The sequence below is a fragment of the Pedobacter sp. KBS0701 genome (assembly GCF_005938645.2).
Classification (GTDB): Bacteria; Bacteroidota; Bacteroidia; order Sphingobacteriales; family Sphingobacteriaceae; genus Pedobacter.
This window is the reverse complement of record NZ_CP042171.1, coordinates 2,480,724-2,505,524: the sequence shown is the minus strand read 5'-3', so window position 1 is coordinate 2,505,524 and position 24,801 is coordinate 2,480,724. Positions and strand designations below refer to the sequence as shown.

Sequence of the window (24,801 nt, the reverse complement as noted above, 5' to 3'; positions counted from 1 at the left end):
GGGATGAAAATTTAATTTCCAAATATAAAGGCAGTAAAACCCCATTTTAGTAATCATTTCAACAACCCAATCCCGTTAGATCAATGTCCGGATACATTTAGATGTGCTCGGTCTGTCTCGGTACCCGGTCCGGTAATCTATATATTCAGTAATTAAAACTTTATGGAATCCCAGATGTTCTTTAGTAGCCTGACTAATCTGAGTATTAAAAAAGAGCTTTGTTCTGATCACGCCTAAACCTAATGAAAAATATCATTCTTGCTGAAGATCACAAAGTTATACGCTACGGTTTAAAAATGCTGCTTGAATCTACAAATCAGTATCAAGTAATCCTTGAAGCAGGAAACGGGCAGGAAGTAATAGAGGCATTGGATAATGGTGTCATTGCAGATCTGATTATATCTGACATAGGAATGCCAGTGATGGACGGAATTGAAATGGTCAGAAAAGCAACAGAAAACCACTCAGGAATGCCGGTGCTAATCATGTCTATGATGGAGGATGATACGCATCTTTATCAGGCGGTCAGAGCAGGGGCCAAAGGGTTTTTGACCAAGTCTGTTGATGCAGATGAACTGTTCTTTTCTATTAAAAAACTTTTATCAGGCGAAAGGTATATTTGTTCCTGTATTGCGGTAAAACTTCTGGATAGGATAATTGAAACTGAACTTTCTCCGGTGACTAAAATGTTGGTAGGCGATTTTTCACAAAGGGAAATAGAGATATTGCAGCTGATCGGGCAGGGAATGACAAATGCTGAAATGGCAGATAAACTTTTTATTTCAAGAAGGACTGTAGAAGGTCACCGCCAGAGTCTGATCGATAAGACGGGGGCTAAGAATACGGCTATGCTACTGCGCCATGCCTATTCAAAAGGAATTATAGACTAAAAATGTGGACGGACAGGCTCAAACCAAATCATAAATATGCTAGCAACAGATCAACAGGTTTTTTGCCAGATGGGAGTGGTATCTCCCGATGGTTATTTTATATACAACATTGCTTCCAACACGTTCAATTATATCAATCCCGCATTCTGTGGGATTTTTGGGTTAACAGCTGAAGAAGTCTCCGGAAATCCTGCCACACTTCTGGAGCATGTACATCCAGAGGATAAGATACATGTGAATCATTGTTACCGCGATTTACTGGAAGACCGCGGTTTTAAGAAATATGTATTCAGGGTCGCATACGGTGATGATGAAAAGCATTCTCAAGGTGTCAGTATTTATCTCTGAATCCCAAAAAGAAATCACTGGAATTATTGAGGATTTTACTGTCGCCCAACAGAACAAAATACATATTGAGCAGATCAATGCAAGAAAAAATGTGACCCTTGAGGTTCTATCCCACGACTTGAAGGAGCCGCTGGCAATGATCAGAATGGCAGTAACATCGATTGAGAACAGGATTGCCGATGTAAAGGATGATAAAGTCAAAAATTCGTTGGAGTTTTTCGCCGACCTGTGCGAGCGGAACATAAGGCTTGTCAGAAGAATGGTCAATCATGAATTTCTGAAATCTTCTGTTGTGGCCATCAAAAAAGAACGGGCAGATCTGGTCTGGGAACTAAGGATGTAGTCAGATTCTATAACCGTTCACATCTCAGGGATGTCAGGGAATTCCGCTTTTCCAGCGTACAGAAAAATATATATTTATTCATCGATAGCATGAAATTCCTTCAGGTAGTCAATAATCTCATATCCAATTCTATTAAGTTTACACCAATAGGTGGTATTATTGAAGTGCAGGCGGAAGATCGAGGGAATACAGTTGTTATTAAAGTGAGTGATAATGGCATAGAAATGCCTGAAGAAATAAGGAATAACCTTTTTCATCGGAATAGAAAAATTTTGAGAAAAGGGCTTAACGGCGAGGAATCCGGAGGCCTTGGAATGGATATTATAAAGGATATAGTTAACCTCCATAATGGAAGGATCTGGGAAGTTAGCGAAGAAGGGATGGGCAGTGAATTTTCTATTGAGCTTCCAAAAAAATAATCAAAACAGGTATTTTCCACATCAGTTGGTTCAATTTTGATAATTGATATTTCTTTGTCTGACCAAAGAATTATACAGTGGTAGCATGAGGAGAATTACCCGCTTTTCCTCATGCTCCTTACATTTATGCTTTATACTGTTTCAGGTATTTTTTCAATAGTATTCTGGCCTCGTGGATATAGGTCTTGACCGTTCCGAGTGGAAGATCCATCTCCTCGGCTATTTCATGGTATTTATACCCCTCAAAATACTTCACAAATGGTAAAGCATATTTATTTGGCAATAGAGAAAGAGCAGTATTGATATCCTGCATTGCGAATGAGCTGACAGCACCGTTCTGTGTAGCACTCTGGTAAAGGTGTGCAGAGCTGATTTCATCTTCCTGAACCGTGCGGTCGCGAATTTTGAGATTCTTTTTGTAGGTATTCAGAAATGTGTTCTTCATGATCACAAACAGCCAGCCCTTCAGATTAGTACCTTTCTCAAATTTTGATACAAACCTGGTTGCCTTTAACAGCGTTTCCTGTAACAGGTCGTTAGCGTCGTCTGTGTCCCTGGTGAAATTAAGTGCATGCGACCTCAAAGATGCCGCGTGCTGACCAATGGTCTTACTGAATTCTTTCTGCGTCATAGTTTTTTATTTTTAGCGTTTGATTTCAGGGAACAAAATACATACCATGGGAAATCCTGAAATTCTTGCGAAAAATCAGCTTGGGTATTTTCCACAGTATCCGTATTTATACTTTATGTGCATCAGTTGTAAAATATTACTATACGTTTTTAAGGGAGCAGTAAAACATAAATCTTAATTCTTGTTGTTAACTCAACCTTATTTACCGAATATGGACAATAGCCGGTTGATACTGATGATCGGGTTTTACTGCTCTTCACTTTCAAGCTTTGCATTAAAATTCACCAGCGATGCGCGGATGCAAATGATCTGATGCAGGATACAATGATCAAAGCATTGTGGTTTTTAAAACTTTTGAAAAGGGGGACCAATGTTAAGGGATGGCCATTATGAAGAACACCTTCATCAATGATTACCGAAAAAAAATTAAACGCAATGGCATCCTTTTCCCAGTCAGAAGAAAATTTCTTCATCGACCTGAGGTATAGTGCTGCGCAAGAAATGGCTAAAGACGGTTTTGCAATGAGGTATATCAGGTCGGCTTTAAACAGGCTGTCCCGGGAATTATCCTATCCGTTTATCCGATATATGGATGGATTCGTGAAGGATATTCAGTGCGATTGCTCCACCAGGTCCGGCAATCATGTTTATTATCTTAGCCATTTTATTTTTTTTGGGTTTTAATTTTAGCTATGGCCTACCTCTGTGATATATCCGGGATCTACAGGTATAGAGGTGTCAGCTGGCGAATTTTCAAGATAGGATTGCTGAAGATCTTTAAGGTATCCCTTTAATATTGAAATCCTTTCTAAAACTTCTGCTTTTTCCTGCCCGTTGTGATCTGGCGCACCATCCATTGCTTTTAGGGTATCTACAGCGTAATCCATAAACTTTGTGACCTGTTCTGATAAAAGTAGTTTTTCCATTGTTAATGATTTACAATCAATTTTCTGTATTAAGACAAATCTTGTAGAGATTGGTTTTGATATGCGGAATTAATATTATTCTATTGGGTTGTAGATTAATATGTCAGTAAATTTTAATTACTAATAATTTTAGTATAATTTTGGTATGCATTAAGGCAATGGGTTTATGATAAGGTCGTTTGAGAAAAGAGCAGAGCAGAAGATTTCAGGATTCCAGTCCCCGGCGGCGGATTATTTAGAAGGTAGGCTGGACCTGGCGGAAAAATTGGTCATTGATCCGCATTCCACTTTTTATTTCCAGATGGAGGGGACAGCTATGTTATCTTATGGTATAGCTGATGCTGATCTGTTGGTCATCGACCGTTCCCTGAAGCCCCATCACGGCTCGATTGTTATTGCTTTTATCTCCGGCAGTTTTAGCTGTAGGTTGTTTTTGGAAGAAAACGGTTCTTACCTACTCACAAACGATACCGGTACCATCAGCGAGACTGAAATCGGCTTGCTCCTAATCTGGGGCGTTGTCACCTCGGTGTGCAGAAACGTATTGCCAAAAACATTAAGAAGGGGGAGGTACAAGGATGTTTGCACTTTGTGACTGTAATAATTTTTATGCTTCGGCTGAAAGACTTTTCCGCCCTGAGCTTAATGGTAAACCTGTGGTTGTCCTAAGTAACAATGACGGCTGCGTTATTGCCAGGAGTGAGGAGGCAAAAACCTGTGGGATCAAAATGGGTGATCCTGAATTTTTGGTGAGGGATCTGATCAAAAAGTTTGATATCCATGTGTTTTCCAGCAATTATGTCCTGTATGGGGATATTAGCGAACGGGTGATGCATAACCTGGGCCGGTGGTTTCCCCGGCTTGATGTCTATAGTATAGATGAGGCTTTTGGCTGGCTCGGGGGTGTCGGAGACCTGGAAAGTTATACGCCCAAGATCCGAAGTTCGGTTATCCGTAACACGGGCATACCTGTATCGATCGGTGTTGCACCGACAAAAACCCTCGCAAAACTTGCCAACAAACTCTCTAAAAAAGCCGGGGGGGTAATGGTACTTAATACCGATGAGAAGATCACTGCAGCAGTCAGGGATTTTCCGGTTCATGATCTTTGGGGGGTAGGCCGCCAGTATTATAAAAAGTTTGAGGAGCTGAATATTTCTACTGTGGGAGCTTTGAGGGAAATGCCGGAAATGTGGTTTAAGCAGCACATGACTGTTATGGGTCAGCGGATGTGGAATGAACTCTGGGGAAGGCCGGCGATCCCGTTCGATGCAGTCAGGGAGGTTAAAAAAGGGATAACAGTGAGCCGGTCTTTCCGGAATTACATCGAGCATCCCGATATCCTGGCCGAAGCCCTGACATTATATGCGAGCAGGCTGGCTGAAAAACTCAGGGCGGAAAAACTGCGGTGTTTATACCTGCAGGTATTTCTTTATACCAATAAGAACAGGGAAGACCATCCACAGCACTTTCCCAGTCATACCCATAAGCTGCTGATCGCAAGCAACAGCACCACAGATCTGGTCAGCATTGCGGTGCGCGTGTCTGCGATGCTATTCAAGTATGGGGTAAAATACAGAAAGGCTGGGGTCATTGCCACTGGTCTGGTGCCGGAAGCAGAACTGCAGCTGAATGTATTCACTCCACATGATCATGGGAAAAAAGATTTGGTATCCGGCGTGCTGGACAAACTGAACGTTGCCTATGGCAGGGGTACGCTAAGAATGGCCACTGAAGGTTTTGAGAAAAAGTGGCGGTTGAAACATGAATATCTGTCAAAGGGCTACACCACAAGGTGGGCCGATATCATCAAGGTTATTTAATTAACAGTAAAAATAAAGATATGTGCGGAAGAACACTGATAGGAGAAAGTCTGGCAATGGCTGCAAAGGCAGGATTGTTGCTAGGAGGGGATAACAGGGAAAAGGATACCAACCGTCCTCCCGGAACGGATATGCCGGTGATTTTAGATGCGAGGCCGGGAAGGCTTCATTATGTAAAATGGGGCCTGATCCCGTCTGGATCAAAAGAGGTTCCCAAATTTTCTACCACATACTGCAGGATCGAAACGATGTTCAGCCTGCCAACTTACCGTCCGCTGATCGGTAGAAGGCACTGTGTCTTCGTGGTGGAGGGTTTTTATGAGTGGGACCGGAGCGGCAGTACCAGACAGCCATATTTCTTTGAAAGGAAAGATGGCGGTATACTGCTATTGGCCGGTTATTGGGACAGTTGGAAAGATCCCCGTACAGGAGTTGTGATCCCGTCATGTACGATGATTATGCAGGAGGCAAATGGTTATGTGGGAAAGATACATGACCGTATGCCGTGTATCCTTTCGCAGGCTGAAAGTGCCGTTTGGCTGGACCGAGAACTTCCGGTTGAGCAGCGGTTAAAAGCACTTCATCCCGTTGATAATGCTTTGCTGAAAGGCTGGCAGGTAGATCCCAAGATTAATAATGCACGGAATAAGGACGAAAATAACAATAATCCTTCCGGACCTGATCTGACGCTGTTTGATTAGTTCTGGAGAAAATGCAGTATTGTCCGGTATATCTTTTTAGCCATTCTTATTTCCAGTTATCTGCTTGATTGAACCTATCCATAGTGTTATTGATTTTTATTTGGTTGCGGGTTTTATCTGGATTAAAACCTGTTTTAGCAAATACCTGGTGCCCGTTAACGGTTTTTGGTTCATCATTTGGAAATTGTGCCATGGTTAAGAGTTGATGCGTATTTCTCCAACGCTTGAAATGCCTTCTTTACCAAGATATAGGATGAAGTCTTCTTTCAAACAATGCCACTGCGTTTGCCTGGTTACGGGTCATACCTGCAAAATTTTTCAGGTCTGGTTAGGGGCGGGCAATCAATTTCAGGTTTTCATCTTCAGTCCAGTCCCAGGCGATCAGTTCACCGGGATACATTTCTTTTATGGCATAAGGAAGATTTTCCATTGCCTAACGTTCCTTTAGCGACAAGGATAGATCCGGTAGTATTTCCTGTATAAAGGACTATCTGTCCGCCAACCGAATTTGACACCATCATCCTACACTAAGAATCCCTGATGGGAATCGCCTATTGTTACATTGACTCCATCCATTTACGGTCAGAATGGATCAATTCTCTAGGACCTGGCAGATTCTGGCGAATAACAGGTTATGAATATCGGAGCCGTCAATCCTATGGAACAGGCCGTCCCGTTTTTGGATGTATCCTTTAAAATCTTGATTGATCATGACCCGGTATAAAAAATCATCTCCTTTTACTCCGTCTATTACCACCAGGTCACCGCCTATCTTTATCTGCTTATGGAATGCTGCTGCCTTGATATTCATTATCTAAATTTATCTTTACTTTTTGATTGGTAATAGTCAATAACCTTTTTTGAGAAGGCTTCGCCCCGTTCTCTCAGTTCCCTTGTTTCATTTTCAAACCTGTTAAGTTTATCTGCCAGTGCTTTGTGGTATGCTTTGATACCAGCGTTGGGATCGCGGATGGATACATTTTCCAAAAGAGTCCTGATGTTGATATTGCTGTCTTTTTCACCGGAATATTTCTCATGGAACTCTTCCGGGGTATACCACGTATTATTCAGCTTGTTGTACAGCCAGCAGTTAGAACGTTTTGCTTCGGCCACAATCGCCATGTTGGTGAAGACCCCCTGTTTTTTATCATGGTGACTGAATTGGTGTGGCTGGTTAACGGGTTTCATACCGCAAATTTTACTAAAAAAATTAGTATTTCAAAATGGATTAATTAACATTCATCCTTTCTTGAAGTTGTAAGGGTATTATTTTTGGAGATATGATGATCTGGGAAAAGGGATATACCTGAATAGTAAGTTTATCTATTGATTTTTTTACCACGCTTAAGCGTGAAAACTTTGAATGGATACCGGTTTGCCTGAAATATTCCAATAAGCTAAACCTTTTGCGTAATAGAATGGTTTCTATATTATCTATTCACAAAAATTACTGAAAAACTATGAGTACCAGAGGATCAAAAGTAGAAAGAAGGGAAGTGAATTCTTCACAACCATACGAGGTAAAATATCTTGCTGATAAATTGGGCGTAAGCTCGCAGGCCATTGTCGGTGCCAAAAGGGCAACCGGATCTTCTGACCGGAAGGATATCGAAAACTATATCAAAAACAAAAAGAAAACAAATTAATAATTTTATTGCCCAACATCCATAAGGTCTGCATTCAATGTAAAAATGTACATTGACATTACGAAATGCCGATGATTAACACGTTGAGGCGGAAGTTCCAAAGACTTCCTCCTTTTTTGTTCGCCGCCTCCAAACTTTCATCGGATAACCGATGTTCTAAGAATAAAAAGGAGCGCCTATGCCTTGGTACAATGGGGATTACCCGCCATCATATAAAAACCAGCCTGAACCTCTTAGGGAGAAAGTGGCGGAAATAGCAAATGCGTTATTGGCTGAAGGAATGGATGAGGGAATTGCTATTGCCACCGGACTAAAAAGGGCCAGACAGTATTTTGGAGAATCAGAAGAAGTGAAAAGCGTTCTTAAGGACATTGCTATTGATAAGGATACACTGGAGCCCGAAGACTTTGGAGTTACTGAGGGAACCATAGATACCGCTGATCCAAAGCAGTTAAGTTACTGGGCCGAACAGTTTCAGATCAGTGCCGAAGAGCTTAAAGCAGTTGCCGCTATCCGTAGACAGAATCTTTCAGAAATCAAAAACTACCTCAAATCATAATAACATGGCTGAACTACCTGATCTTGAAGTTTTCGCGCGCATCCTCACCCGAAGATATAGAGGCAAAGTGCTTGAAAAAATTGATATTCCGGTTGATAAAAAACTTAATGTCCCTCCAAAAAAACTGAAAGAAAATCTTGAGGGCCATAAACTTTCTTTGGTAAAACGCTCAGGGAAAACTTTACAGTTCCATATCGGAGACAGCATACTCGGAATGCACCTGATGCTCAGGGGAGAACTTGTTGAGCTAACTGATAAAGCACCTAAATTTACCATTATGAGCTTTCATTTTAAAGGTGGATCCGGTTTTGCCGTGACGGATATGCAGAAACAGGCTACCCCGACGCTTCATCCGCAGGAGAACGATGTTCCCGATGCCCTTGAGGTTGACTATCCAGCACTGCTCAAACTGTTGGAAGGAAAAAGAACTGTGATCAAATCCCTGCTGATGGACCAGAAGAAGATCCGGGGGATCGGAAATTCTTATGGTGATGAAATACTCTACCATGCCGGGATTTCCCCTTTTTCCATTGCCGGCAAGATACCAGGGGACGATGTTAATAGACTGCATAAAAGTATGCACTCGGTGCTGGAAACTGCCATAAAGAAAATCGGGAAAGAAAACGGTGATGAGTTGCGTGGTGAACTCAGGGACTTTATGGAAATACATGGAGCGGGTATCAAACAGACCAAAAAAGGCGAGGAAGTGCTTCATGAAAAAATAGGTGGCAGAACAAGTTATTATACAAAATCCCAAAAACTTTTTGACTGACCTTTGCCGTGAAGATCGCAACCTACAATATCAATGGGATCAATGGAAGACTGGCCATTCTGTTGCGCTGGCTAGATGAAGCCATGCCGGATATTGTATGCCTGCAGGAACTTAAATGTGAGGATAAGCACTTTCCAATACATGCGATCCGCAAGGCTGGTTATCAGGCCGTCTGGAAAGGGGAAAAAAGCTGGAATGGGGTAGCGATCCTTTCTAGGACGGAAATAAAGGAACTTAGGCGGGACCTTCCCGGAGCAGATCCGGAATATAACCACAGCAGATATCTGGAAGGGTTTACCGGAGGTTATGTCATCGGCTGCCTGTATCTGCCCAATGGTAATCCTTATCCCGGGCCGAAGTATGAATACAAAAAACGCTGGTTTTCAAGGCTCCATGCGCATGCACAGACGCTACTTGCTACGGGACTTCCGGTTATGCTGGTTGGCGACTTTAATGTTATGCCAACCGAGCTGGATACCTATAAACCCGAGAAGTATATCAATAACGCGCTTTTTCAAAAAGACATCAGAAAAGCTTATGCAGACCTTGTTGCCCTGAGTTGGACAGATGCCATCAGAGATCTATATCCGGAACAACGCATATATACTTTCTGGGATTACCTTCGCAATGCCTATGGTAGAGATGCGGGACTGAGGCTGGATCATTTTTTGCTTAGTCCGTTGGTTTCCGAAAAACTCAGATCAGGTGGGGTGGACCGCCCAGTCAGGGGCTGGGAAAAGGCTAGCGATCATGCCCCTGTATGGATTGAGCTTTCTTCTTCACCACTGAAAAAAAGAAAGCCAAAAAAAACGGGAAAAACCGTAGGGAAAGCGATCGAGATTTTTTTGGAAAAGGGCAGAGAAGGGAAATAAACAGGATTTTTAGAAATTGGTTATGGAAAATTTCGAGACTCTGGAAAATGAGATAGTGAGTTTTAGGGAGGCTTTTTGTCTTTTTGGTTATTTGGATATTAAGGAAGCAGTTTCGCAATCGGTTAGTGTAGGATTTGATGGGGCTTGGGCTTTTGATCAGATTGAACAGTTTTGTAATGAATGTGGGCTGAAGTTATCGGATGTTGATCTCTGTTATATCGTGATGGATGGTATTTTGCAGCGGCCTGGAAATGAGATCAACTTTTTGAGCGGTTTCAATGTCGGCAATGATGCTGACTTTTATCAGGCATTAATGAGGGAAGAAAATGGATTTTCCTTCACGATGGATACTTTCCGGAGTTTGGCTACGAAATGCCTCGATTTCACTACGCCGGGGAGAGGAAGGTTGATGAACTTTGCCTGTATCAAAATAAAAATCAAAATAAAATGAAACAGTCAAAAACACCCATCATCAGTTTTAGTCCGGTTGTGTTACCAGTTGCGGGCCGTCATGTAGACCTCGAAATAAAAGTTTCTGCTCCCGCGAGCGGAAACAACCTGCCGGTTATTCTTCTTTCGCATGGGCATGGCCCCTCCAACTTTCTCTCTTAGTACAAAGGATATGGCCCCATGGCAGATTTTTTTGCCGCAGAAGGCTTTGTTGTCATTCAACCTACTCATCAAAATTCCAAAGCGCTCGGACTTTCCGCATCCCTTCCGGAAGCACCCTTGTTTTGGAGCTCGCGGCCAGCGGATATGACATTTATCCTGGATCATCTGGACGAAATTATTGCCACAGTACCTGGGTTAACCGGAAGAGTTGATAAAGCAAAAGTTGCTGCCATCGGCCATTCGATGGGCGGCCAGACCTTAGCCATGCTGGCTGGCATGGAAGTAACTGACCCGGCAACAGGTAGAATAGTGAATGCCGCAGAACCAAGATTAAAGGCTCGGGTGCTAATTGGTGCTTCTGGTGGACCCGAAGGATTTAACGGAGCAGCCAGACAGCACTATCCTGTATTGGCGGCCGGCAATTTCAGCACCATGACTTTGCCAGCACTTATTGTAAATGGAGACCAGGACAAAAACCTTATGTTCTCTGATGAGGATAATTGGCGTGCAGATGCTTATTATCAAGTTCTGGCCCAAAGGACTTGCTGACCGTGTTTGGCGCTGAACACATTTTTGGTGGCATATCAGGATATGATGCCCGCGAGACAAGTGATGAAAATCCGGAGCGTGTTGCTTTTGTATGTGAAAGTATTCTTGCGTACATTCGGAGTACATTCGACCCAGCCGATCCAAGTTGGGAACAAGCAAAGAAAAGCCTTCACGGCGTACAGGGTGCGTTAGGCAGTATTGAAAGCAAATCGTAAACAGGCAACATGAAGGAAGAAATGTCTAACCACAGATTCAATTCTTTATCAAGGTTGCATAAGGCGCTGGACATGCCGGCGCCTATGCACCCATTGGTAAGTTTAATAAATAATGCCGAAGGAGCCATTCCCCTGGAAAAACTTCCCAGTCCGCACATCTTAAGTTTTTACAAGATCTCTTACAAGATGAACTTCCAGGGAAAGTTCAGATATGGACAGCATTACTATGATTTTGACGAAGGGGGAATGTTTTTTGTTTCACCGAATCAAATCACAGGAGGCCATGCACCATTAAGCGATCAATCTGGTTATACTTTACTTTTCCATCCGGATTTTTTGCAGGGTTACGAACTCGCCAAAAAAATTAAAACCTATGGATTTTTTTCCTATTCGATCAATGAAGCGTTGCACTTATCGGAGAAAGAAAAAACCACGATTATTGCTGTTTTCGAAAGTATCGAAGAAGAGTTAAAAGGCAGAATTGATAATTTCAGTCAGGACGTTGTGATTTCCCAGATCGAATTGCTGCTGAATTATGCGAATCGGTTCTACAGCCGGCAGTTTATCACCCGAAAGGCGGTAAGCAACGATTTGCTTCAAAGGGTAGAAGACACTTTATTCGCCTACGTCCAGTCGCCACAGGCACAAAAGCAGGGGCTTCCAACTGTCCAGTTTCTTTCTGCGCAATTAAACGTCAGTGCCAGTTATTTAAGTGATATGTTGCGATCACTTACCGGGCAAAATGCTCAACAGCACATTCATAACCACCTGATCGAAAAAGCAAAGGAACAGTTATCAACAAGTCAGGCTTCGATCAGCGAGATAGCCTATGAATTGGGATTTGAACATCCCCCATCCTTTAGTAAACTATTTAAGCTCAAAACCAGTATGTCACCCTTGGATTTCAGACGTTCTTTCAATTAAACAATTTTGAGTACAATAATGGCGGTGCAATTCTAAATTAAATTTGTTGTTCTTGCGCATGGATTTATATATTATACATGGCGGAAGGTTTGATGGTTGGCAATATGGTTAAGACCGAGAGTAAACCCTGAACGCACAGGTGCTAAAAGTGCCAAGAAGTATAATTTGGTGTTATTGCGCGCAGTGGGATAGAGGGAAAGCGGGATCAGGTTAACCATTGATCTCAAAGATCCGGTCTTGAAGCAAAATGACTTAGGTAAAATCTAAAAGTAATATGATTAATGCCTATGGAAGTGGCTGGATGAAATGGTGAAAAACAATGATTCATTACAGCTTTCAGAAGGTGAGGTACAGCATTATGAAGCCAAATGTTATTTTGAAACTGGGGCATATCAAAAAGCTTATGATAAATTCAAATATGCAGTAGACGAGGCACGCTTTAGCTACTTGGAAGATGAAGATCCAAAATATCTTGATTTTTATCGAAATCCAGAAATGTACATCAAATAATAGCTATGGAATTAGCTGATGAAGTTTATGATAAGATAACATCACTTTCTGAAAAAGGCGATGAATATGCAGAAAAAGAACAATTTACATCTGCCTTGAAGCAATATGAAGAGGCTTTATCTCTTTACCAGAACCTGAAACAGGCTGGGAAGCAGCAACCTGACTATATGTAACAATTGGAGATGCTTACTATAATAAACAGCAACCAGACCAGGCTATAAGTATTTATCAAAAAAGCATTGATGAGCCCTGATGGAACAGGTAAGCTTTATATCTGGTTTAGTATAGGACAGGTTTTTTTTTGAAGAGCAGAATTTTGAAAAAGCAAAAACCAATTTCATGAGTGCTTATCGGCTAGATGGGGGAGAAATATTTGAGGAGGAAAACCCAGCGTATATCGAATTGATAAAGGAAGAGGCAGATAAAAAGTCAGAAATGCACGGTAATAAGGATGAGGGCCCAGAAAAACATTACTGGCTACCTAAAGATTGGAATAAAAATTAGATATAAAGCGACTTAAAGGTCGCTTTTTTGCTCTACCAGAAACCTAAAGTTTAACATTGACGATATAGACATTATTCTGACGGCTGCGAAGAGCCTGAGCCAATGGAAAGATTTGTATTAGATGCATCTGCAAGTGCTACCTATGATTTAAAGTTCTCCAGTAAGATTACTGCGATGTCTGGCCGTTCCGGGACAGTAAACTGGCGTCGCTGCGTGGTTTTGTGATCCCGAAGGGCTAATTTAACTACGGCATAATTTTTTAATGGAACACCTTTTTTGCGGATACGGGGCCAAAATATCGGATTGTCGGCGGCGGTTTTTCCAGGGCCAGGTTTTTTGTAGGTCCACAGGTAAAAGCATCAAAGGGGATATACGAAATTGATATGAAGTTTTATTCAGGAGAAGGGATATCACTGCTTAACAAAACGGGATAAAAAGACCGGGAAGAATAAGACTTTAGATATCCAAGTTTGTATAAGAAATCATCAGATAACGCGCTATTGAAAAGTTTGACCAAAAAAGTCTCCACCATATCCACATCCGGAATAGCCATAGAATCAAAAAGCAGCATCCTTTGGAATTCTGCATTGGTATGTAAAATGCAGATATATTTTCCAACAATGTTTATACTTACTACGTCATCGGTGTATATAGATTTTCGTATTTCGATATCCTGTGCATATTCTTCTCCAAAATGCTTGATGTTTTTAGAAATCTTATCTGGATCTTGAGTATAGCTCAGAAAGCTGTCGTTGTTGTCGGCGTCTATGTATAATACGATTGGGTTCTGGTTCATAAAGGTTCGTTTCTTAAACTTAATAAACCCCTGGCGTAAAAACAAGTAGTTTTAATATTTTGCGGGCTATTGGTCAGAATGGCAAGGTTGCCATTCATTTTTATTGCCAATATACAGCAGTATTAATCTGTAACAGGAATTTCGCTGAATAAAGTGCTTCGCTATTTATTCTACGGTTCCCCTCTAAATTTTAACTTGATGCTGTCTCCGTAAGGCAAAAAAAAGGTATGGCTAGTTTAGATCAGATAATCGAAAACGAATATGGAGAAGCAGGTTCCAGTTCCTTGATCCAGATGGTTACGAGCTTGCGGTATGGTCGCAGTAAAAATGGGCTTTGTAACAAGAGGCTTTGAATCAGGTCACGGCGCCGATGTACTGGCAGCTTAAAAAGGAACAGGGAATTGGAAATAGTTCGATGCATCTGCAACATATAGGTTGGCTTTCCTGTCGATCACGATTGCCTTGGAATTGTAAAATGTTGCGGATGTGTGCGTAATACAAATAATCCAATCCCCCCAATATTGGATGATACCAGCGAAATAATGCACAAAATTGCGGTAAATTAAACTGTGCTATGGAATCATTTGGCTTTGAGAAACTTCCCGAAATCATCCGTCAGTTATTTGAAAAGGTAGAACGGATCGAAGAGATGGTATCAGATCTTAATCCGGTTGATGACGGATTGAATGACCTTTTGACTGTAAAAGAGGCAGCTGATTACCTAAAGGTTTCTGTACAATCCCTATACTCTAAAGTCAGTAGAATGGAAATACCTGTAAGCAAGCCGGGCAGGCGATTGTACTTTAGCCAATCGGAACTCAAAAATTGGGTTGCAGCTTCCAGACGTAAAACCGCTGCTGAAATCATTCAGAAATCGCAAAGTAAAAGCAATCACTTGGACAAAAGGGACCTATTCATTTAGCTTGTACCAAGTTTTTCCTCATTTCGGTGCAGGATAAAAATTGACTGTCTTTTTTCCTGATCATCACCGACACTTTCATCCTCAACATCTTTAAGCAGCATCCTAGCTGCTGCCTGGCGCTTGGTTTTATCTACTATCTTCGCATAAATTTCGGTATTTTTCAGGGAGCGGTGTCCGAGCAATTTAGATACGGTGTAAATATCAGTACCCAGTTCAAGCTGAAGTGTAGCAAAAGTATGCCTGAAACTGTGGAAGGTGATGTTCTTAAAAATGCCCGCGGCAGTACACCAGTTGGTAAAGAATGATTTTAGCTGACTGTACTTCAGGTCGGGGAAAAGTAGATCTCCCGGTTCCATCCGGTCTCCAAGGCGGGCAACCGCCTGATCCGATATCGGCATTACCTCTGCGTTCTCTGTCTTGCCTTGCGAAAACTGGATTTCAAAACTGCCCGGCCTGCCCCTAAGTTCAGACCAGTGCAAACTACTTACGTCTGACCACCTGAGCCCGGTAAGTCCGGAAAAAATCGCTGCATTTTTCATCAGGTCCGAACTGGCAGGTGTGTCCGCCAAATGCTGGAACTCTTCCATAGTCAGTCTTTCCCGATTCGTTTCCTTTGGTGAGATAGGATCGACCATTGCGTGCAGATCCACCGGGATGAGCTTACGCCTGTAGACATGGCGCAATACCGCCCGGAATTTGGCATAGTAGGTAACTGCTGTATTCTTTTTGATCGGCCGCCCATAACGTGAGATTCCAGGTCCGCTTAACAGATAGTTTTTGTAATCCTCACATAGAAAGTCAGAGAGCTCCGGCAGACGAAGATCATGACCGCTAAAAGCGATAAAATAACGCAGTCCCATTTCCCAGTGATCATTCATTGATTTCCTGCGGCTTATGCATACCTGCCTAAAAATCTCGGTAAAGCTTGCATTTCGGTCCTGTTCTGAAATAATACCAAAGCGCCGGTTCTGTATTTCGATCTGTCGTTGCGCACAGACAGTCTGAGCACTGAGCAGTGTTTCTTTGTTATGAACGCGCTGCAGTTCATTCTCAGGTTTTGTGAACAGGTATAATTTCAGCGTAACGGTACGCTGGGTTTTTCCGGTCTTACTATTTAAAAATGGTGGGTAGTAGTCTAGATAAAGGCTTTGCCTTCCGGTAATAAGATTTTTCCTTCTGAGTGTAACGCTTCCCATAACTTATTAACTTTTATAAAATATTTGGTTCAATGCTGATCGGAGTACATAGCTGAACTTTCCGTTAAAGAAAACTTCAAGATCATTCCGTTTGATCAGGTCATAAAGTGCTTTTTCTGATATACCAAAATGCTGTTGGGCATCAGTCATACTTATACAGTAGACCAGAGCAGGGTTTTTCGTTCTTTCAGTACGCTGAACCGGCTGAAAGTTGACCTGTTTAAATGCCTTATCCAAAAGCTTTCTCTTGATCAGTGTTTTCCGTTCGCTGAGCTGGATTGCCTTAATCCTGCCATTCTTGATCTGCTGATAAATTATCCTTTCACCGCAATGAAGCAGGCGGGCAGCCTGTTTCACCGTAAGGAACTCTGCGGGCCGATCATTAATCGCTTTTGTACGGATACTAAGTGTCTGTTCATTGCTGGCAGAAATCTTTAGATTACGGATCTTTTGTTTGTAATGCCGCCTGTTACAATTCAGGCTGCAGTACTTAGTGACCGTAGTCTTCGCCAAGAATGTCTTACCGCAGTGTTCGCAGATTCGCTCAACTGTTATATTGCTACTCATTTCATCCGTTTTTGCTGCATCTGCTGCAAGTCGACAGGAATTTAGACGCCTAAACATCAGTGGTAATTTCCCCCTAAAATAGTGGGCCATTAGCGCTGTTTAGTGTATTTTAGTGTCGTTAAGTGTCGATAAGCGACATAATTTCACCCATGATTTTTTTGGGAAAATTTTCAGTCGCCCGAGCAACAAATGAGCAACAAAAATGCGAAAAATAGTGGTAAACTTCCAAGAAATTCAAGTGGAAATATTAACATAACTTATTAACAATCAGTATGTTAATTGTCGTAAGTTGTCGAAATTAGTGGTTGTTTTTTTGGGTTATTTGCCGATACAGAACTTCGTAAATATATTCTCCAGCAAATCATCGGTAGTTACTGTACCGGTTATCTCACCCAGATAATGCAGCGCCTGTTTAATGTCCATGGCTAAAAAATCGGAGGTAACCGGATTATCTACATTGGCCAAAACCCTTTGCAGCGCATGTTCGGTTTGTTTTAACGCTTCTACATGGCGGATATTAGTCACCAGGGTTTCGCTGGTGTTAATGTGATGCAAGTTAACCTGCTCCAGTAAAGTGGTTTTTAATTCATCGATGCCCTGTTTCTCTTTGGCAGAGATAAAAACAACATTTAAAGCTTCGAAAGCTTTACGTTGTGCATCAGCCAGGAGGTCGGCTTTATTGACTAAAATTAAGTAGGGGATAGCCAACTGTGCCAATCCCCTGATCTGTTCTTCAATTTCTGAAATACTTTGAGCGGCATCGGCCATATAAATGATCAGTTTGGCCTGTTTCATTTTCTCTAGTGTGCGTTCTACCCCTAAAGCTTCAATAATATCTGCGGTATCGCGGATTCCGGCAGTATCAATAAAACGGAAAACAATGCCGCCAATGGTGAGTTCGTCTTCAATGGTATCGCGTGTGGTGCCGGCAATATCAGAAACTATAGCGCGTTCTTCGTTCAGGAGGGCATTTAACAGGGTTGATTTACCCACATTAGGTTTACCTGCAATAACAATGGGCACCCCATTTTTAATCACATTTCCCATTTCGAAAGAGGAGATTAAACGTTGTAAAACGTAATTGATTTTGTTCACCAGGTTTTTTAGCTGTTCGCGGTTGGCAAACTCTACATCCTCTTCGGCAAAATCGAGTTCGAGCTCGATCATGGAAGCAAAATGGATCAGTTGTTCGCGTAAACCCTTTAATTCGTTGGCGAAGCCACCGCGCATCTGTTGCATGGCCACATCATGCGAAGCTTTGGAGTTGGAAGCAATTAAATCGGCAACTGCTTCTGCCTGGCTCAGATCAAAAGCTCCGTTTAAAAAAGCGCGCAAAGTAAATTCGCCAGGTTTGGCAGCACGGGCACCTTTGCTGATTAACAGGTTAATAATCTGTTGGATAATGTAGTTAGAGCCATGGCAGGAAATTTCTACCACGTTTTCTTTGGTATACGATTTCGGCGCAACAAATAAACCTGCCACCACTTCATCTACAATATGATCGCCATCTTTAACCAGGCCAAAATGTAAGGTATGCGAGGCCTGCTTTTCTAAATCTTTCCCTGCAAATACGGCATTGGTAAGTGAAATGGCCTCCGGACCAGATAAACGGATAACGCCAATGGCGCCTGAACCTGAAGGAGTAGATAAAGCAATAATGGTATCTTGATTGTTCATGTGCGGTAATAAAGCTGCAAAAATAAGGCTAATCTGTGGGTATATGGTGTAAGGGAAGTAATTTTTTTAAGCATTGGTTAACCGGTTAACTGTTGAAATTGGTTAATTGACGCCAGAGACCAGGTACTTACGTCAAAACTGGTTAATTGGTTAATGGTTGAAACCGGATAATTGCCGCTAAACGCCAAGCTCCTAACCAACTATCTGCCTTTCGACTCCGATGCCATTGACAAACGCTAATAGAATTGTCGTCATCTCGATCCGATAGCTATCGGATGTAGCGCAGCGAAATGGAGAGGTCTATTTAGTTAGATTTTGCTTCACAAGGCCTTTGGGTTCTCCACTCCGGTCGAATCCCTTGTAAATCTGTTATCAACCCTCCGATGTATTGGAAAAAAATCTAACCTCTACCATTAATGTTATTTCGTAATTAATTATTAATGAGATGTTTAATTCGTTCTTGCATTTCCATTCAGCCATGTTGACTTATCGGGGGAGAAATCGATGAATTGACGCCCAGCGCCAGGCTAGAAACAACTACCAGCCCTTCGACTCCGCTCAGGGTGACATGATTGAGGGGAAATAGATTAATTGGCTCCCAACTCCAAACTGGTTAACCGGCTAATTGACTTCAGACTGCCGGCTTAAGACTATAAACTCGTTCCGCTTTTCAATATTAAAGTTCATCTTAAAACATTTTAACACCGGCTGTGTTTAAATTTCAAATCAGAATAAGCTTTTTATGACGAATAATTTACCCCTGACCGTAAAACGATCGATAGAATTATTGGGGCTAATGGCTATTGCAGCCGTAATGGTAATCGGACGGGATATTATCATGCCAATATTGATGGCTTTTTTCATCAGCATCATGTTGCTTCCACTGTATCGCTTTTTAAAAAGAAAAAAAGTACCCAATCGTTAGCTATTATCTTACCCATTTTATTAGTGGCCCTTTTTGTGGCTCTGATTATTTGGTTTTTTTCGAACCAGATTGGCATTTTGGTTAAAGATTTTCCACAGATAAAAGCAAATGTAACACAACATATCAATTCGTTAAGCGATTGGATCAGCCGGATTACCCATTATAATGATAAACAGCAAAAGGCCTTTATACAGACTAAAAGCGATGATTTAATGAATATGGGCACCTCGCTTGCAGGCGGTGCTGCGGTTACCTTAAGTGGCATTTTTGTATTTATAGGGTTATTGCCTATTTATATTTACCTGATGCTTTTTTATAAAGATATTATACTGCGCTTTATCTTTATGTGGTTTAAAGCAGATGACCACCCTAAAGTGAAGGAAGCCATTTATGAAACCGAATCGATTATTAAAAGCTACCTGATCGGATTGTTAATCCAGATCACCTACATGACCATCTTACTGGGCGGTATATTGATGTTAATCGGTATAAAACATGCCTTGTTAATCGGGGTAATTTTTGCCATACTAAACCTGATCCCTTACGTGGGCGCCTTAATTGGTAACTTGATAGGAGTATTGCTTACGCTTACCTCATCGCAAGAGTTATGGCCGGTGCTTACGGTTTTAGGGGTAATTGCGTTTGTTCAGTTTTTGGATAATAACATACTCATGCCGCGTATTGTAGGTTCTAAGGTAAAAATTAATGCTTTATTTTCCATCCTCGGGGTATTTATTGGCGGCAGCATTGCAGGTGTTTCCGGGATGTTCCTGGCGCTGCCTATTGTGGCCGTACTTAAAATTATCTTCGATCGTACAGAATCATTCAAACAATGGGGAGTGTTACTGGGAGATGAACGCCCGGCTAAAAGCCCGATGACTTTCCCCGTTTTCAGGCGTAAAAAACCAGTAGCTACCAAATCGGGAGTAGAAAAGGAATAGGATTGTGAGGGTGGAAGAAGGAAGATGTAATGAATTCTGCGCTAATCTGTGTAATCTGCAGGAGTTTGATGTGTAGGTTAGATCAATGTCATTAAATTAAGCGGTAAATCGTAAAAAGATGTTACCCTGAGCGTAGTTGAAGGGCATTTATTTGCGATTTATCAATCTGACGACCTCGGTGCTTAAATTAATGATATGGAGGTTAGAGTCATAGCGCCATGCTAACTAACCCATGAACCAACAAACATTTTCCAATAGTTAAATTTCACTATACTAATACCCGGATTTTAATTATTTTCGTTCTGCAAGCTTAACCAAAACATGCCTTATATTCTTAACGTTCCCTTTGTTGATAAAGACGAGGCCAAAGCGCTCGGGGCTTATTGGCTCATTGAAATCAAAAAGTGGGTAATTCCCGATCACATTACAGATATCAATTGTTTTGCGAAATGGATACCAGCCGGGCGTTTAGATTGCATTGTAAGAAAACCTTATCTATTGGCCAAAGCCACAAGGATTTGCTGGAAATGCGGACAAAAAATACCTGTAATCGCTCCGGCTGCGGTAAATTATTATCATTTGGAAGAAGTTGAGGAGGATAATCCTGATGGTAATGAGGTTGCATGGATTAAAGGCGAAAGTCCAACACTGTTCAGTTACCTCCAGAGTGCGGATCCTCCTGCGATGGAACATTTTAAAAAAGTCCATCCGCAGTTTAAATATAGTTTTTCCAAAGCCATTCAATTTTCCTATTGGGCTAACACCTGCAAACACTGTAATATACTACAGGGCGATTTTGAGCTGCACGATGAACCCGGCGGACCGTTTTTTCCAATCGTTTACGATCCCGCTGATATTGAGATTACTTCTTTTGAACTCGAATACGATTATGCCATTGAAGGCGAATATGGCGGTCAGCAATTTGAAGAAATGGATTTTTCGGAGTTTTTGTAGAATATGCTAAATACCTCCCCAAGGCTGATGTAAAAACCATTTTGTTTTTCTTGGCTTTTTAGTTTTGTGCCAATGCCGTAGTCCATCCTTACGCTTAATCCTTGATGAGTGCTTAAAAACAAATGCTTGATGGTGTATATTATCGGATAACATCATTTTATAATCAGCTATTTGATGGGTTTAAATGTGATTTTTTGACTATATGTTTGATTAAATTTACTTCATTTTACTTTTTTTAGATTTTTTTTTAAAAAACATGCAACACTATTGTACATGCTGCGACTAGAGAATAGAAACATATTAGAAAGATAAATTAAAAGCTCAACATTGCGCGCTGCTGAACAGACAACCGATCAGGAATTAATTGCACTCTGCCTTGAGGGCAGGGATGCAGGCTATACCGGGCTTTACAACCGTTATGCCAGAAAGATCTATAATTCGATCAGTCGGATTGTAAGTCATACGGGTGAGGCAGAAGATATCCTGCAGGATATTTTTTGTACCGTGTTCAGCGATATAAGCAAATTAAAAGGGGTACTCAGTTTCGAGGCCTGGGTACGGCGGATGGCCATTAACCGCTCCATTTCCCATTTAAGAAAAAGAAAAATAATGTTTTCTGATCTGGGAGATATGGATGTGGAGGATGCTGGAGGAAACGACAACGATGATTTGGAGATTTTTGATTGCAGGGTAGAGGATATGAAAAAAAGTATCGAAGAACTTTCATCAGGTTACAAGACGATTTTAAACCTGTATGTGTTTGAAAAGATGACACATGAAGAAATTGCGGTAATGCTCGGACTTTCGGCCAGTACGGTGAGGACGCAGTATCATAGGGCAAAAAAACGTGTTTTATTATCACTAAAGGACAAATGTTATTATGAATGATCAGATAGAAGATTTTGTGGAACAGCACCGGGAGGAATTCGATCATCTCGAAGCACCTGCCTTTGATATTGACCGCTTTAAACGGATGCAGGTTCAGACTAAAGAGCCAAAGGTAAAAACGATCAGGTTTTTTAACAGCAAATGGCTGGTTGCAGCATCTGTGGTGCTGATAGCGGCTACTGCATGGCTTTTTTTTTACCCGCAAACACAAGTAGAAAGCATTTCATATTCGAAAGGGGCTACTGGTACTTTACTAATCAGGCCTGAAGGAAAAGCAAATAAGACTTCAGGTGAGCAAAATACTTCGGTTCAAATTGCAAAGGTCAAAGTAGATCTGCCTGAAACCATAAAAGAAAGACCAAAAGACATTAACAAGGGTGAAGAATACGCCGCATTAAAAGACAGCAGTTCGGCCAGTGAACGGTTGCTTGCAATATTAAAAATCGAAAAAAGTAACCGCATCAACAACCACATGCTGGATATGTTATCGAAAACACTCAACCACGATGGTAATACCAATGTACGTTTGGCTGCCCTGAATGTATTGCAAAAATACAGTACCGATAAATATGCTTCTTCGTTACTCATCAGTTCGTTGAACAAGCAAGACGATCCAATGGTGCAACTCGGTTTGGTAAGCTTTTTAGGGAAAATGAAGAATGCAGAAATTGGCGAAAAACTTTATGCACTGGCCAATAATCCTGAAACTTTTGCAGCAGTACGTGATGAGGCCTATAGTGCCTTATTAAATCAAGACAAATTATAAAAAAAGTAAACAACAATAAAATTATGAAAAAGCAATTTATCGTTCTTTTTTCTTTGCTCGCCATCGCTGTATCCGCATCGGCACAGAAAGAATACAAATTAAACAAAAACTCAGGGCAGCTCAACCTGAATATTCCAGGCGCCATAATAGAAGGTTATAGCGGGAATGAAATTATATTTTCGATCCCTAAAGGAGAAAAGGAAGAGGTAGATGAGCGTGCAAAAGGCCTGCGTGCCATCAGCGGATCGGGCTTTACCGATAATACAGGTTTGGGTATAGATGTTTCTGAAAAGGGAGCAGAAATCAATGTAAACGCAGTGAACAGAGAGATAAAAGGCATATTGACCATCAAAGTACCTCAGAATATCAAGATTGTTTTTACCAACAAAAGCAGTGTGTACCAGAACGAAATCATCCTGAAAAATCTGAAAAGCGAAATAGAGGTTTCTACCAGCTACAACAAAATCAAACTCGAAAACAACAGTGGTCCGATGAATGTTAAAACACTTTACGGTTCGGTAGATGCTATTTTTACAGAAGCCATTAAAGGTCCAGTATCTATTGTTTCGGTATACGGTTATGTAGATGTATCGCTTCCTGCCAATACAAAGGCAAACGTAGAACTGGGCACGAGTTATGGCAAACTTTACGCCGCAGAAGGGTTAAAAATTGCGATCGAAAAAACTGAAAAAGCAGAGCGCAATGGCTTTACTTCGGTGGGTGGGAGCGAGAATGCTGGTCAGGTAACTACAGTACGCACAGGTCAAACAGTAAGTACGATAACAACGGTAAATGGCGATGCAGCTGCTTTTGGATACACTACCGGTGGCCATAGTTCTGAAAACATCAAAGGCAAGATTAATGGAGGTGGTGCTGATCTGATCTTAACTTCACGTTACAAAAATGTATACCTGAGAGAGAAATAATCGCTCTCTTTAGGTTTCTCTTTTCATCTGCCTAAAGCCGCTTATCTGAGGCAAAGGCAATAAAGCATTTTTTATGAAAACAATAATATATTGGCTTTTTATGGCCATGGTGCCGGGTATTGCCCTTTCGCAAACCAAAATTAATAAATCTTATCCCCTAAAAAAGGGTGAAGTAGTAGCTTTCCATTTCGATTATCCCAAGGTTGTGCATATTTCGAGCTGGGATAAAAATGAAATTGGTATTGAAGCTGCGGTTAAGATCAATGATGGTAAAAACGACTCGGCTTTTACCCTTGAGGAAAGTAGTGCCGATGGAACCATTACCATCAAAAACAAACTCGATATGGATAAAATTCCAGAGGCTTATTATGTAAAAGAAAATGGCATTAAAACGCGTTTAAACTCGAAAGCTGATCTGGATGCTTACATCAGAGAAAAAGGCGGCACCAAAATATCAACCTACCAAACTAAGGATATTGAAATTACGATAAACATCAAACTTCCGGCAGGGATTAGCACTGAGGTAAGTTCTGTTTATGGAATCGTAGAGATTAAGGATTTTAAGGGACCTATAAAAGTTGATGCAAGGTATGGTGGGATTGATGCCAGTATCAGCCAAAGTGCCATCGGTAAAATTAAACTCACCAACCGTTATGGAAAGATTTATACCGATATGGTGCTTAAACCGACAGAAATGAAAGAGGAAAATTTCTTTACTTCTTTAACGGCAGCGCCAGGTGTCGGTCCGAGTTATGATTTAAGTTCATCGTACGGTAATATTTATTTGAGAAAACAGTAGGGATGGAAGATGTAGGATGGATGATGGCGAGGCGGTTAGCGTTTGGCGATAAGCGGTAAGTTTACTTTAGCTCGCTCCGTCATCTCTTTAGCTCGTTTCGTCATCTCTACCGCATCGGAGAGATCTATGAGTGAAATTTTAATGGAGGAGCATCCGGTAGTTTTTTTATCATTATGTAGTTAAGGTCATTAAGGGAATTG

Annotated in this window: 34 protein-coding genes; 26 read left to right on the top strand and 8 right to left on the bottom strand. The window is 41.4% G+C overall.

The window, feature by feature from the left end:
• Positions 1-242: 242 nt before the first annotated feature.
• The 4 genes from FFJ24_RS09925 to FFJ24_RS09910 all read left to right on the top strand — a co-directional run bounded on the left by FFJ24_RS09925 (position 243) and on the right by FFJ24_RS09910 (position 2,000).
• The gene (locus FFJ24_RS09925; RefSeq protein WP_138821350.1) at positions 243-890 is read left to right on the top strand and encodes a response regulator transcription factor; all 648 of its coding nucleotides are present in this window, start codon (positions 243-245) and stop codon (positions 888-890) included.
• 36 nt (positions 891-926) lie between these two features.
• On the top strand, positions 927-1,238 hold the full coding sequence (locus tag FFJ24_RS09920; RefSeq protein WP_138821349.1) for a PAS domain-containing protein: 312 nt from the start codon (positions 927-929) through the stop codon (positions 1,236-1,238).
• The gene (locus tag FFJ24_RS09915; RefSeq protein WP_168202440.1) at positions 1,198-1,581 is read left to right on the top strand and encodes a hypothetical protein; all 384 of its coding nucleotides are present in this window, start codon (positions 1,198-1,200) and stop codon (positions 1,579-1,581) included. Before FFJ24_RS09920 ends, FFJ24_RS09915 begins: the two co-directional genes overlap by 41 nt.
• Before the next feature lie 89 nt (positions 1,582-1,670).
• Complete coding sequence (locus tag FFJ24_RS09910) at positions 1,671-2,000, top strand: sensor histidine kinase KdpD (protein ID WP_138821347.1); 330 nt, start codon at positions 1,671-1,673, stop codon at positions 1,998-2,000.
• A 124-nt stretch (positions 2,001-2,124) separates the two neighbouring features.
• Here the strand turns inward: FFJ24_RS09910 and FFJ24_RS09905 are convergent, their stop codons facing one another.
• The gene (locus FFJ24_RS09905; protein WP_138821346.1) at positions 2,125-2,631 is read right to left on the bottom strand and encodes an RNA polymerase sigma factor; all 507 of its coding nucleotides are present in this window, start codon (positions 2,629-2,631) and stop codon (positions 2,125-2,127) included.
• Positions 2,632-3,317: 686 nt separating this feature from the next.
• Positions 3,318-3,557, bottom strand: a complete 240-nt coding sequence (locus tag FFJ24_RS09900) for a hypothetical protein (protein ID WP_138821345.1) — start codon at positions 3,555-3,557, stop codon at positions 3,318-3,320.
• Between the two features lie 166 nt (positions 3,558-3,723).
• On the opposite strand from FFJ24_RS09900, the gene FFJ24_RS09895 reads away from it, so the two are divergent.
• The 3 genes from FFJ24_RS09895 to FFJ24_RS09885 are packed head-to-tail and all read left to right on the top strand — an operon-like array spanning position 3,724 to position 6,081.
• A complete protein-coding gene (locus tag FFJ24_RS09895) occupies positions 3,724-4,152 on the top strand; it encodes a S24 family peptidase (RefSeq protein ID WP_138821344.1) in 429 nt (142 codons plus the stop codon).
• Positions 4,136-5,380, top strand: coding sequence for a Y-family DNA polymerase (locus FFJ24_RS09890; RefSeq protein WP_138821343.1), 1,245 nt, complete (start codon positions 4,136-4,138; stop codon positions 5,378-5,380). Before FFJ24_RS09895 ends, FFJ24_RS09890 begins: the two co-directional genes overlap by 17 nt.
• Positions 5,381-5,400: 20 nt before the next feature.
• Positions 5,401-6,081 carry an SOS response-associated peptidase gene (locus FFJ24_RS09885; RefSeq protein ID WP_138821342.1) on the top strand — a complete coding sequence of 227 codons (681 nt, stop codon included), beginning with the start codon at positions 5,401-5,403 and terminating at the stop codon, positions 6,079-6,081.
• 46 nt (positions 6,082-6,127) lie between these two features.
• Here FFJ24_RS09885 and FFJ24_RS26065 read toward each other — a convergent pair whose 3' ends face one another.
• Positions 6,128-6,274, bottom strand: coding sequence for a hypothetical protein (locus FFJ24_RS26065; RefSeq protein ID WP_168202439.1), 147 nt, complete (start codon positions 6,272-6,274; stop codon positions 6,128-6,130).
• A gap of 617 nt (positions 6,275-6,891) precedes the next feature.
• The gene (locus FFJ24_RS09875) at positions 6,892-7,269 is read right to left on the bottom strand and encodes a hypothetical protein (protein ID WP_138821340.1); all 378 of its coding nucleotides are present in this window, start codon (positions 7,267-7,269) and stop codon (positions 6,892-6,894) included.
• Between the two features lie 272 nt (positions 7,270-7,541).
• Between FFJ24_RS09875 and FFJ24_RS09870 the strand changes: the two genes are divergently transcribed.
• The 11 genes from FFJ24_RS09870 (at position 7,542) to FFJ24_RS26055 (ending at position 13,244) form a co-directional block, all read left to right on the top strand.
• Positions 7,542-7,727 carry a DUF3606 domain-containing protein gene (locus tag FFJ24_RS09870; protein ID WP_138821339.1) on the top strand — a complete coding sequence of 62 codons (186 nt, stop codon included), beginning with the start codon at positions 7,542-7,544 and terminating at the stop codon, positions 7,725-7,727.
• Positions 7,728-7,905: 178 nt separating this feature from the next.
• A complete protein-coding gene (locus FFJ24_RS09865; RefSeq protein WP_138821338.1) occupies positions 7,906-8,286 on the top strand; it encodes a DUF3606 domain-containing protein in 381 nt (126 codons plus the stop codon).
• A 4-nt stretch (positions 8,287-8,290) separates the two neighbouring features.
• On the top strand, positions 8,291-9,058 hold the full coding sequence (locus FFJ24_RS09860) for a DNA-formamidopyrimidine glycosylase family protein (protein ID WP_138821337.1): 768 nt from the start codon (positions 8,291-8,293) through the stop codon (positions 9,056-9,058).
• 8 nt (positions 9,059-9,066) lie between these two features.
• Entirely contained in the window at positions 9,067-9,930 is an 864-nt protein-coding gene (gene xth, locus FFJ24_RS09855) for an exodeoxyribonuclease III (RefSeq protein WP_138821336.1), read from the top strand.
• 22 nt (positions 9,931-9,952) lie between these two features.
• On the top strand, positions 9,953-10,381 hold the full coding sequence (locus FFJ24_RS09850; protein ID WP_138821335.1) for a hypothetical protein: 429 nt from the start codon (positions 9,953-9,955) through the stop codon (positions 10,379-10,381).
• A complete protein-coding gene (locus FFJ24_RS26330; RefSeq protein WP_210419496.1) occupies positions 10,378-10,542 on the top strand; it encodes a hypothetical protein in 165 nt (54 codons plus the stop codon). Before FFJ24_RS09850 ends, FFJ24_RS26330 begins: the two co-directional genes overlap by 4 nt.
• A gap of 18 nt (positions 10,543-10,560) precedes the next feature.
• The gene (locus FFJ24_RS26325) at positions 10,561-11,091 is read left to right on the top strand and encodes an alpha/beta hydrolase family protein (RefSeq protein WP_371717020.1); all 531 of its coding nucleotides are present in this window, start codon (positions 10,561-10,563) and stop codon (positions 11,089-11,091) included.
• 224 nt (positions 11,092-11,315) lie between these two features.
• Positions 11,316-12,230, top strand: a complete 915-nt coding sequence (locus FFJ24_RS09840; protein ID WP_138821334.1) for an AraC family transcriptional regulator — start codon at positions 11,316-11,318, stop codon at positions 12,228-12,230.
• A 306-nt stretch (positions 12,231-12,536) separates the two neighbouring features.
• Positions 12,537-12,740: a hypothetical protein gene (locus tag FFJ24_RS09835; protein ID WP_138821333.1), complete on the top strand. Its 204-nt coding sequence runs from the start codon at positions 12,537-12,539 to the stop codon at positions 12,738-12,740.
• A gap of 5 nt (positions 12,741-12,745) precedes the next feature.
• The gene (locus tag FFJ24_RS26060) at positions 12,746-12,913 is read left to right on the top strand and encodes a hypothetical protein (protein ID WP_168202438.1); all 168 of its coding nucleotides are present in this window, start codon (positions 12,746-12,748) and stop codon (positions 12,911-12,913) included.
• 166 nt (positions 12,914-13,079) lie between these two features.
• The gene (locus FFJ24_RS26055) at positions 13,080-13,244 is read left to right on the top strand and encodes a hypothetical protein (RefSeq protein WP_168202437.1); all 165 of its coding nucleotides are present in this window, start codon (positions 13,080-13,082) and stop codon (positions 13,242-13,244) included.
• A 391-nt stretch (positions 13,245-13,635) separates the two neighbouring features.
• Here the strand turns inward: FFJ24_RS26055 and FFJ24_RS09830 are convergent, their stop codons facing one another.
• The gene (locus FFJ24_RS09830; protein WP_138821332.1) at positions 13,636-14,040 is read right to left on the bottom strand and encodes a hypothetical protein; all 405 of its coding nucleotides are present in this window, start codon (positions 14,038-14,040) and stop codon (positions 13,636-13,638) included.
• A gap of 574 nt (positions 14,041-14,614) precedes the next feature.
• Between FFJ24_RS09830 and FFJ24_RS09825 the strand changes: the two genes are divergently transcribed.
• Entirely contained in the window at positions 14,615-14,962 is a 348-nt protein-coding gene (locus tag FFJ24_RS09825) for a helix-turn-helix domain-containing protein (protein WP_138821331.1), read from the top strand.
• Here the strand turns inward: FFJ24_RS09825 and FFJ24_RS09820 are convergent.
• The 3 genes from FFJ24_RS09820 to mnmE all read right to left on the bottom strand — a co-directional run bounded on the left by FFJ24_RS09820 (position 14,959) and on the right by mnmE (position 18,402).
• A complete protein-coding gene (locus FFJ24_RS09820) occupies positions 14,959-16,158 on the bottom strand; it encodes a site-specific integrase (protein ID WP_138821330.1) in 1,200 nt (399 codons plus the stop codon). The genes FFJ24_RS09825 and FFJ24_RS09820 overlap by 4 nt on opposite strands.
• Before the next feature lie 6 nt (positions 16,159-16,164).
• Positions 16,165-16,725 (bottom strand): helix-turn-helix domain-containing protein, encoded by a 561-nt coding sequence (locus tag FFJ24_RS09815; RefSeq protein WP_168202436.1) that lies wholly within the window; start codon positions 16,723-16,725, stop codon positions 16,165-16,167.
• A 318-nt stretch (positions 16,726-17,043) separates the two neighbouring features.
• Positions 17,044-18,402 carry a tRNA uridine-5-carboxymethylaminomethyl(34) synthesis GTPase MnmE gene (mnmE, locus tag FFJ24_RS09810; protein ID WP_138821328.1) on the bottom strand — a complete coding sequence of 453 codons (1,359 nt, stop codon included), beginning with the start codon at positions 18,400-18,402 and terminating at the stop codon, positions 17,044-17,046.
• A gap of 742 nt (positions 18,403-19,144) precedes the next feature.
• Between mnmE and FFJ24_RS26765 the strand changes: the two genes are divergently transcribed.
• From FFJ24_RS26765 to FFJ24_RS09780, 7 genes are all read left to right on the top strand, one after another.
• Complete coding sequence (locus FFJ24_RS26765; RefSeq protein WP_371717019.1) at positions 19,145-19,327, top strand: hypothetical protein; 183 nt, start codon at positions 19,145-19,147, stop codon at positions 19,325-19,327.
• Between the two features lie 35 nt (positions 19,328-19,362).
• Positions 19,363-20,268, top strand: a complete 906-nt coding sequence (locus FFJ24_RS09805; protein WP_371717018.1) for an AI-2E family transporter — start codon at positions 19,363-19,365, stop codon at positions 20,266-20,268.
• A 321-nt stretch (positions 20,269-20,589) separates the two neighbouring features.
• Positions 20,590-21,222 (top strand): DUF5710 domain-containing protein, encoded by a 633-nt coding sequence (locus FFJ24_RS09800; protein WP_138821327.1) that lies wholly within the window; start codon positions 20,590-20,592, stop codon positions 21,220-21,222.
• A gap of 327 nt (positions 21,223-21,549) precedes the next feature.
• Positions 21,550-22,110 (top strand): RNA polymerase sigma factor, encoded by a 561-nt coding sequence (locus tag FFJ24_RS09795; protein ID WP_168202435.1) that lies wholly within the window; start codon positions 21,550-21,552, stop codon positions 22,108-22,110.
• Positions 22,103-22,876: a HEAT repeat domain-containing protein gene (locus tag FFJ24_RS09790; RefSeq protein WP_138821325.1), complete on the top strand. Its 774-nt coding sequence runs from the start codon at positions 22,103-22,105 to the stop codon at positions 22,874-22,876. The genes FFJ24_RS09795 and FFJ24_RS09790 overlap by 8 nt, the downstream gene beginning before the upstream one ends.
• Before the next feature lie 23 nt (positions 22,877-22,899).
• Positions 22,900-23,802 (top strand): DUF4097 family beta strand repeat-containing protein, encoded by a 903-nt coding sequence (locus tag FFJ24_RS09785; RefSeq protein ID WP_138821324.1) that lies wholly within the window; start codon positions 22,900-22,902, stop codon positions 23,800-23,802.
• A 73-nt stretch (positions 23,803-23,875) separates the two neighbouring features.
• Positions 23,876-24,601: a hypothetical protein gene (locus FFJ24_RS09780; protein ID WP_138821323.1), complete on the top strand. Its 726-nt coding sequence runs from the start codon at positions 23,876-23,878 to the stop codon at positions 24,599-24,601.
• The last annotated feature ends 200 nt before the right edge of the window (positions 24,602-24,801 follow it).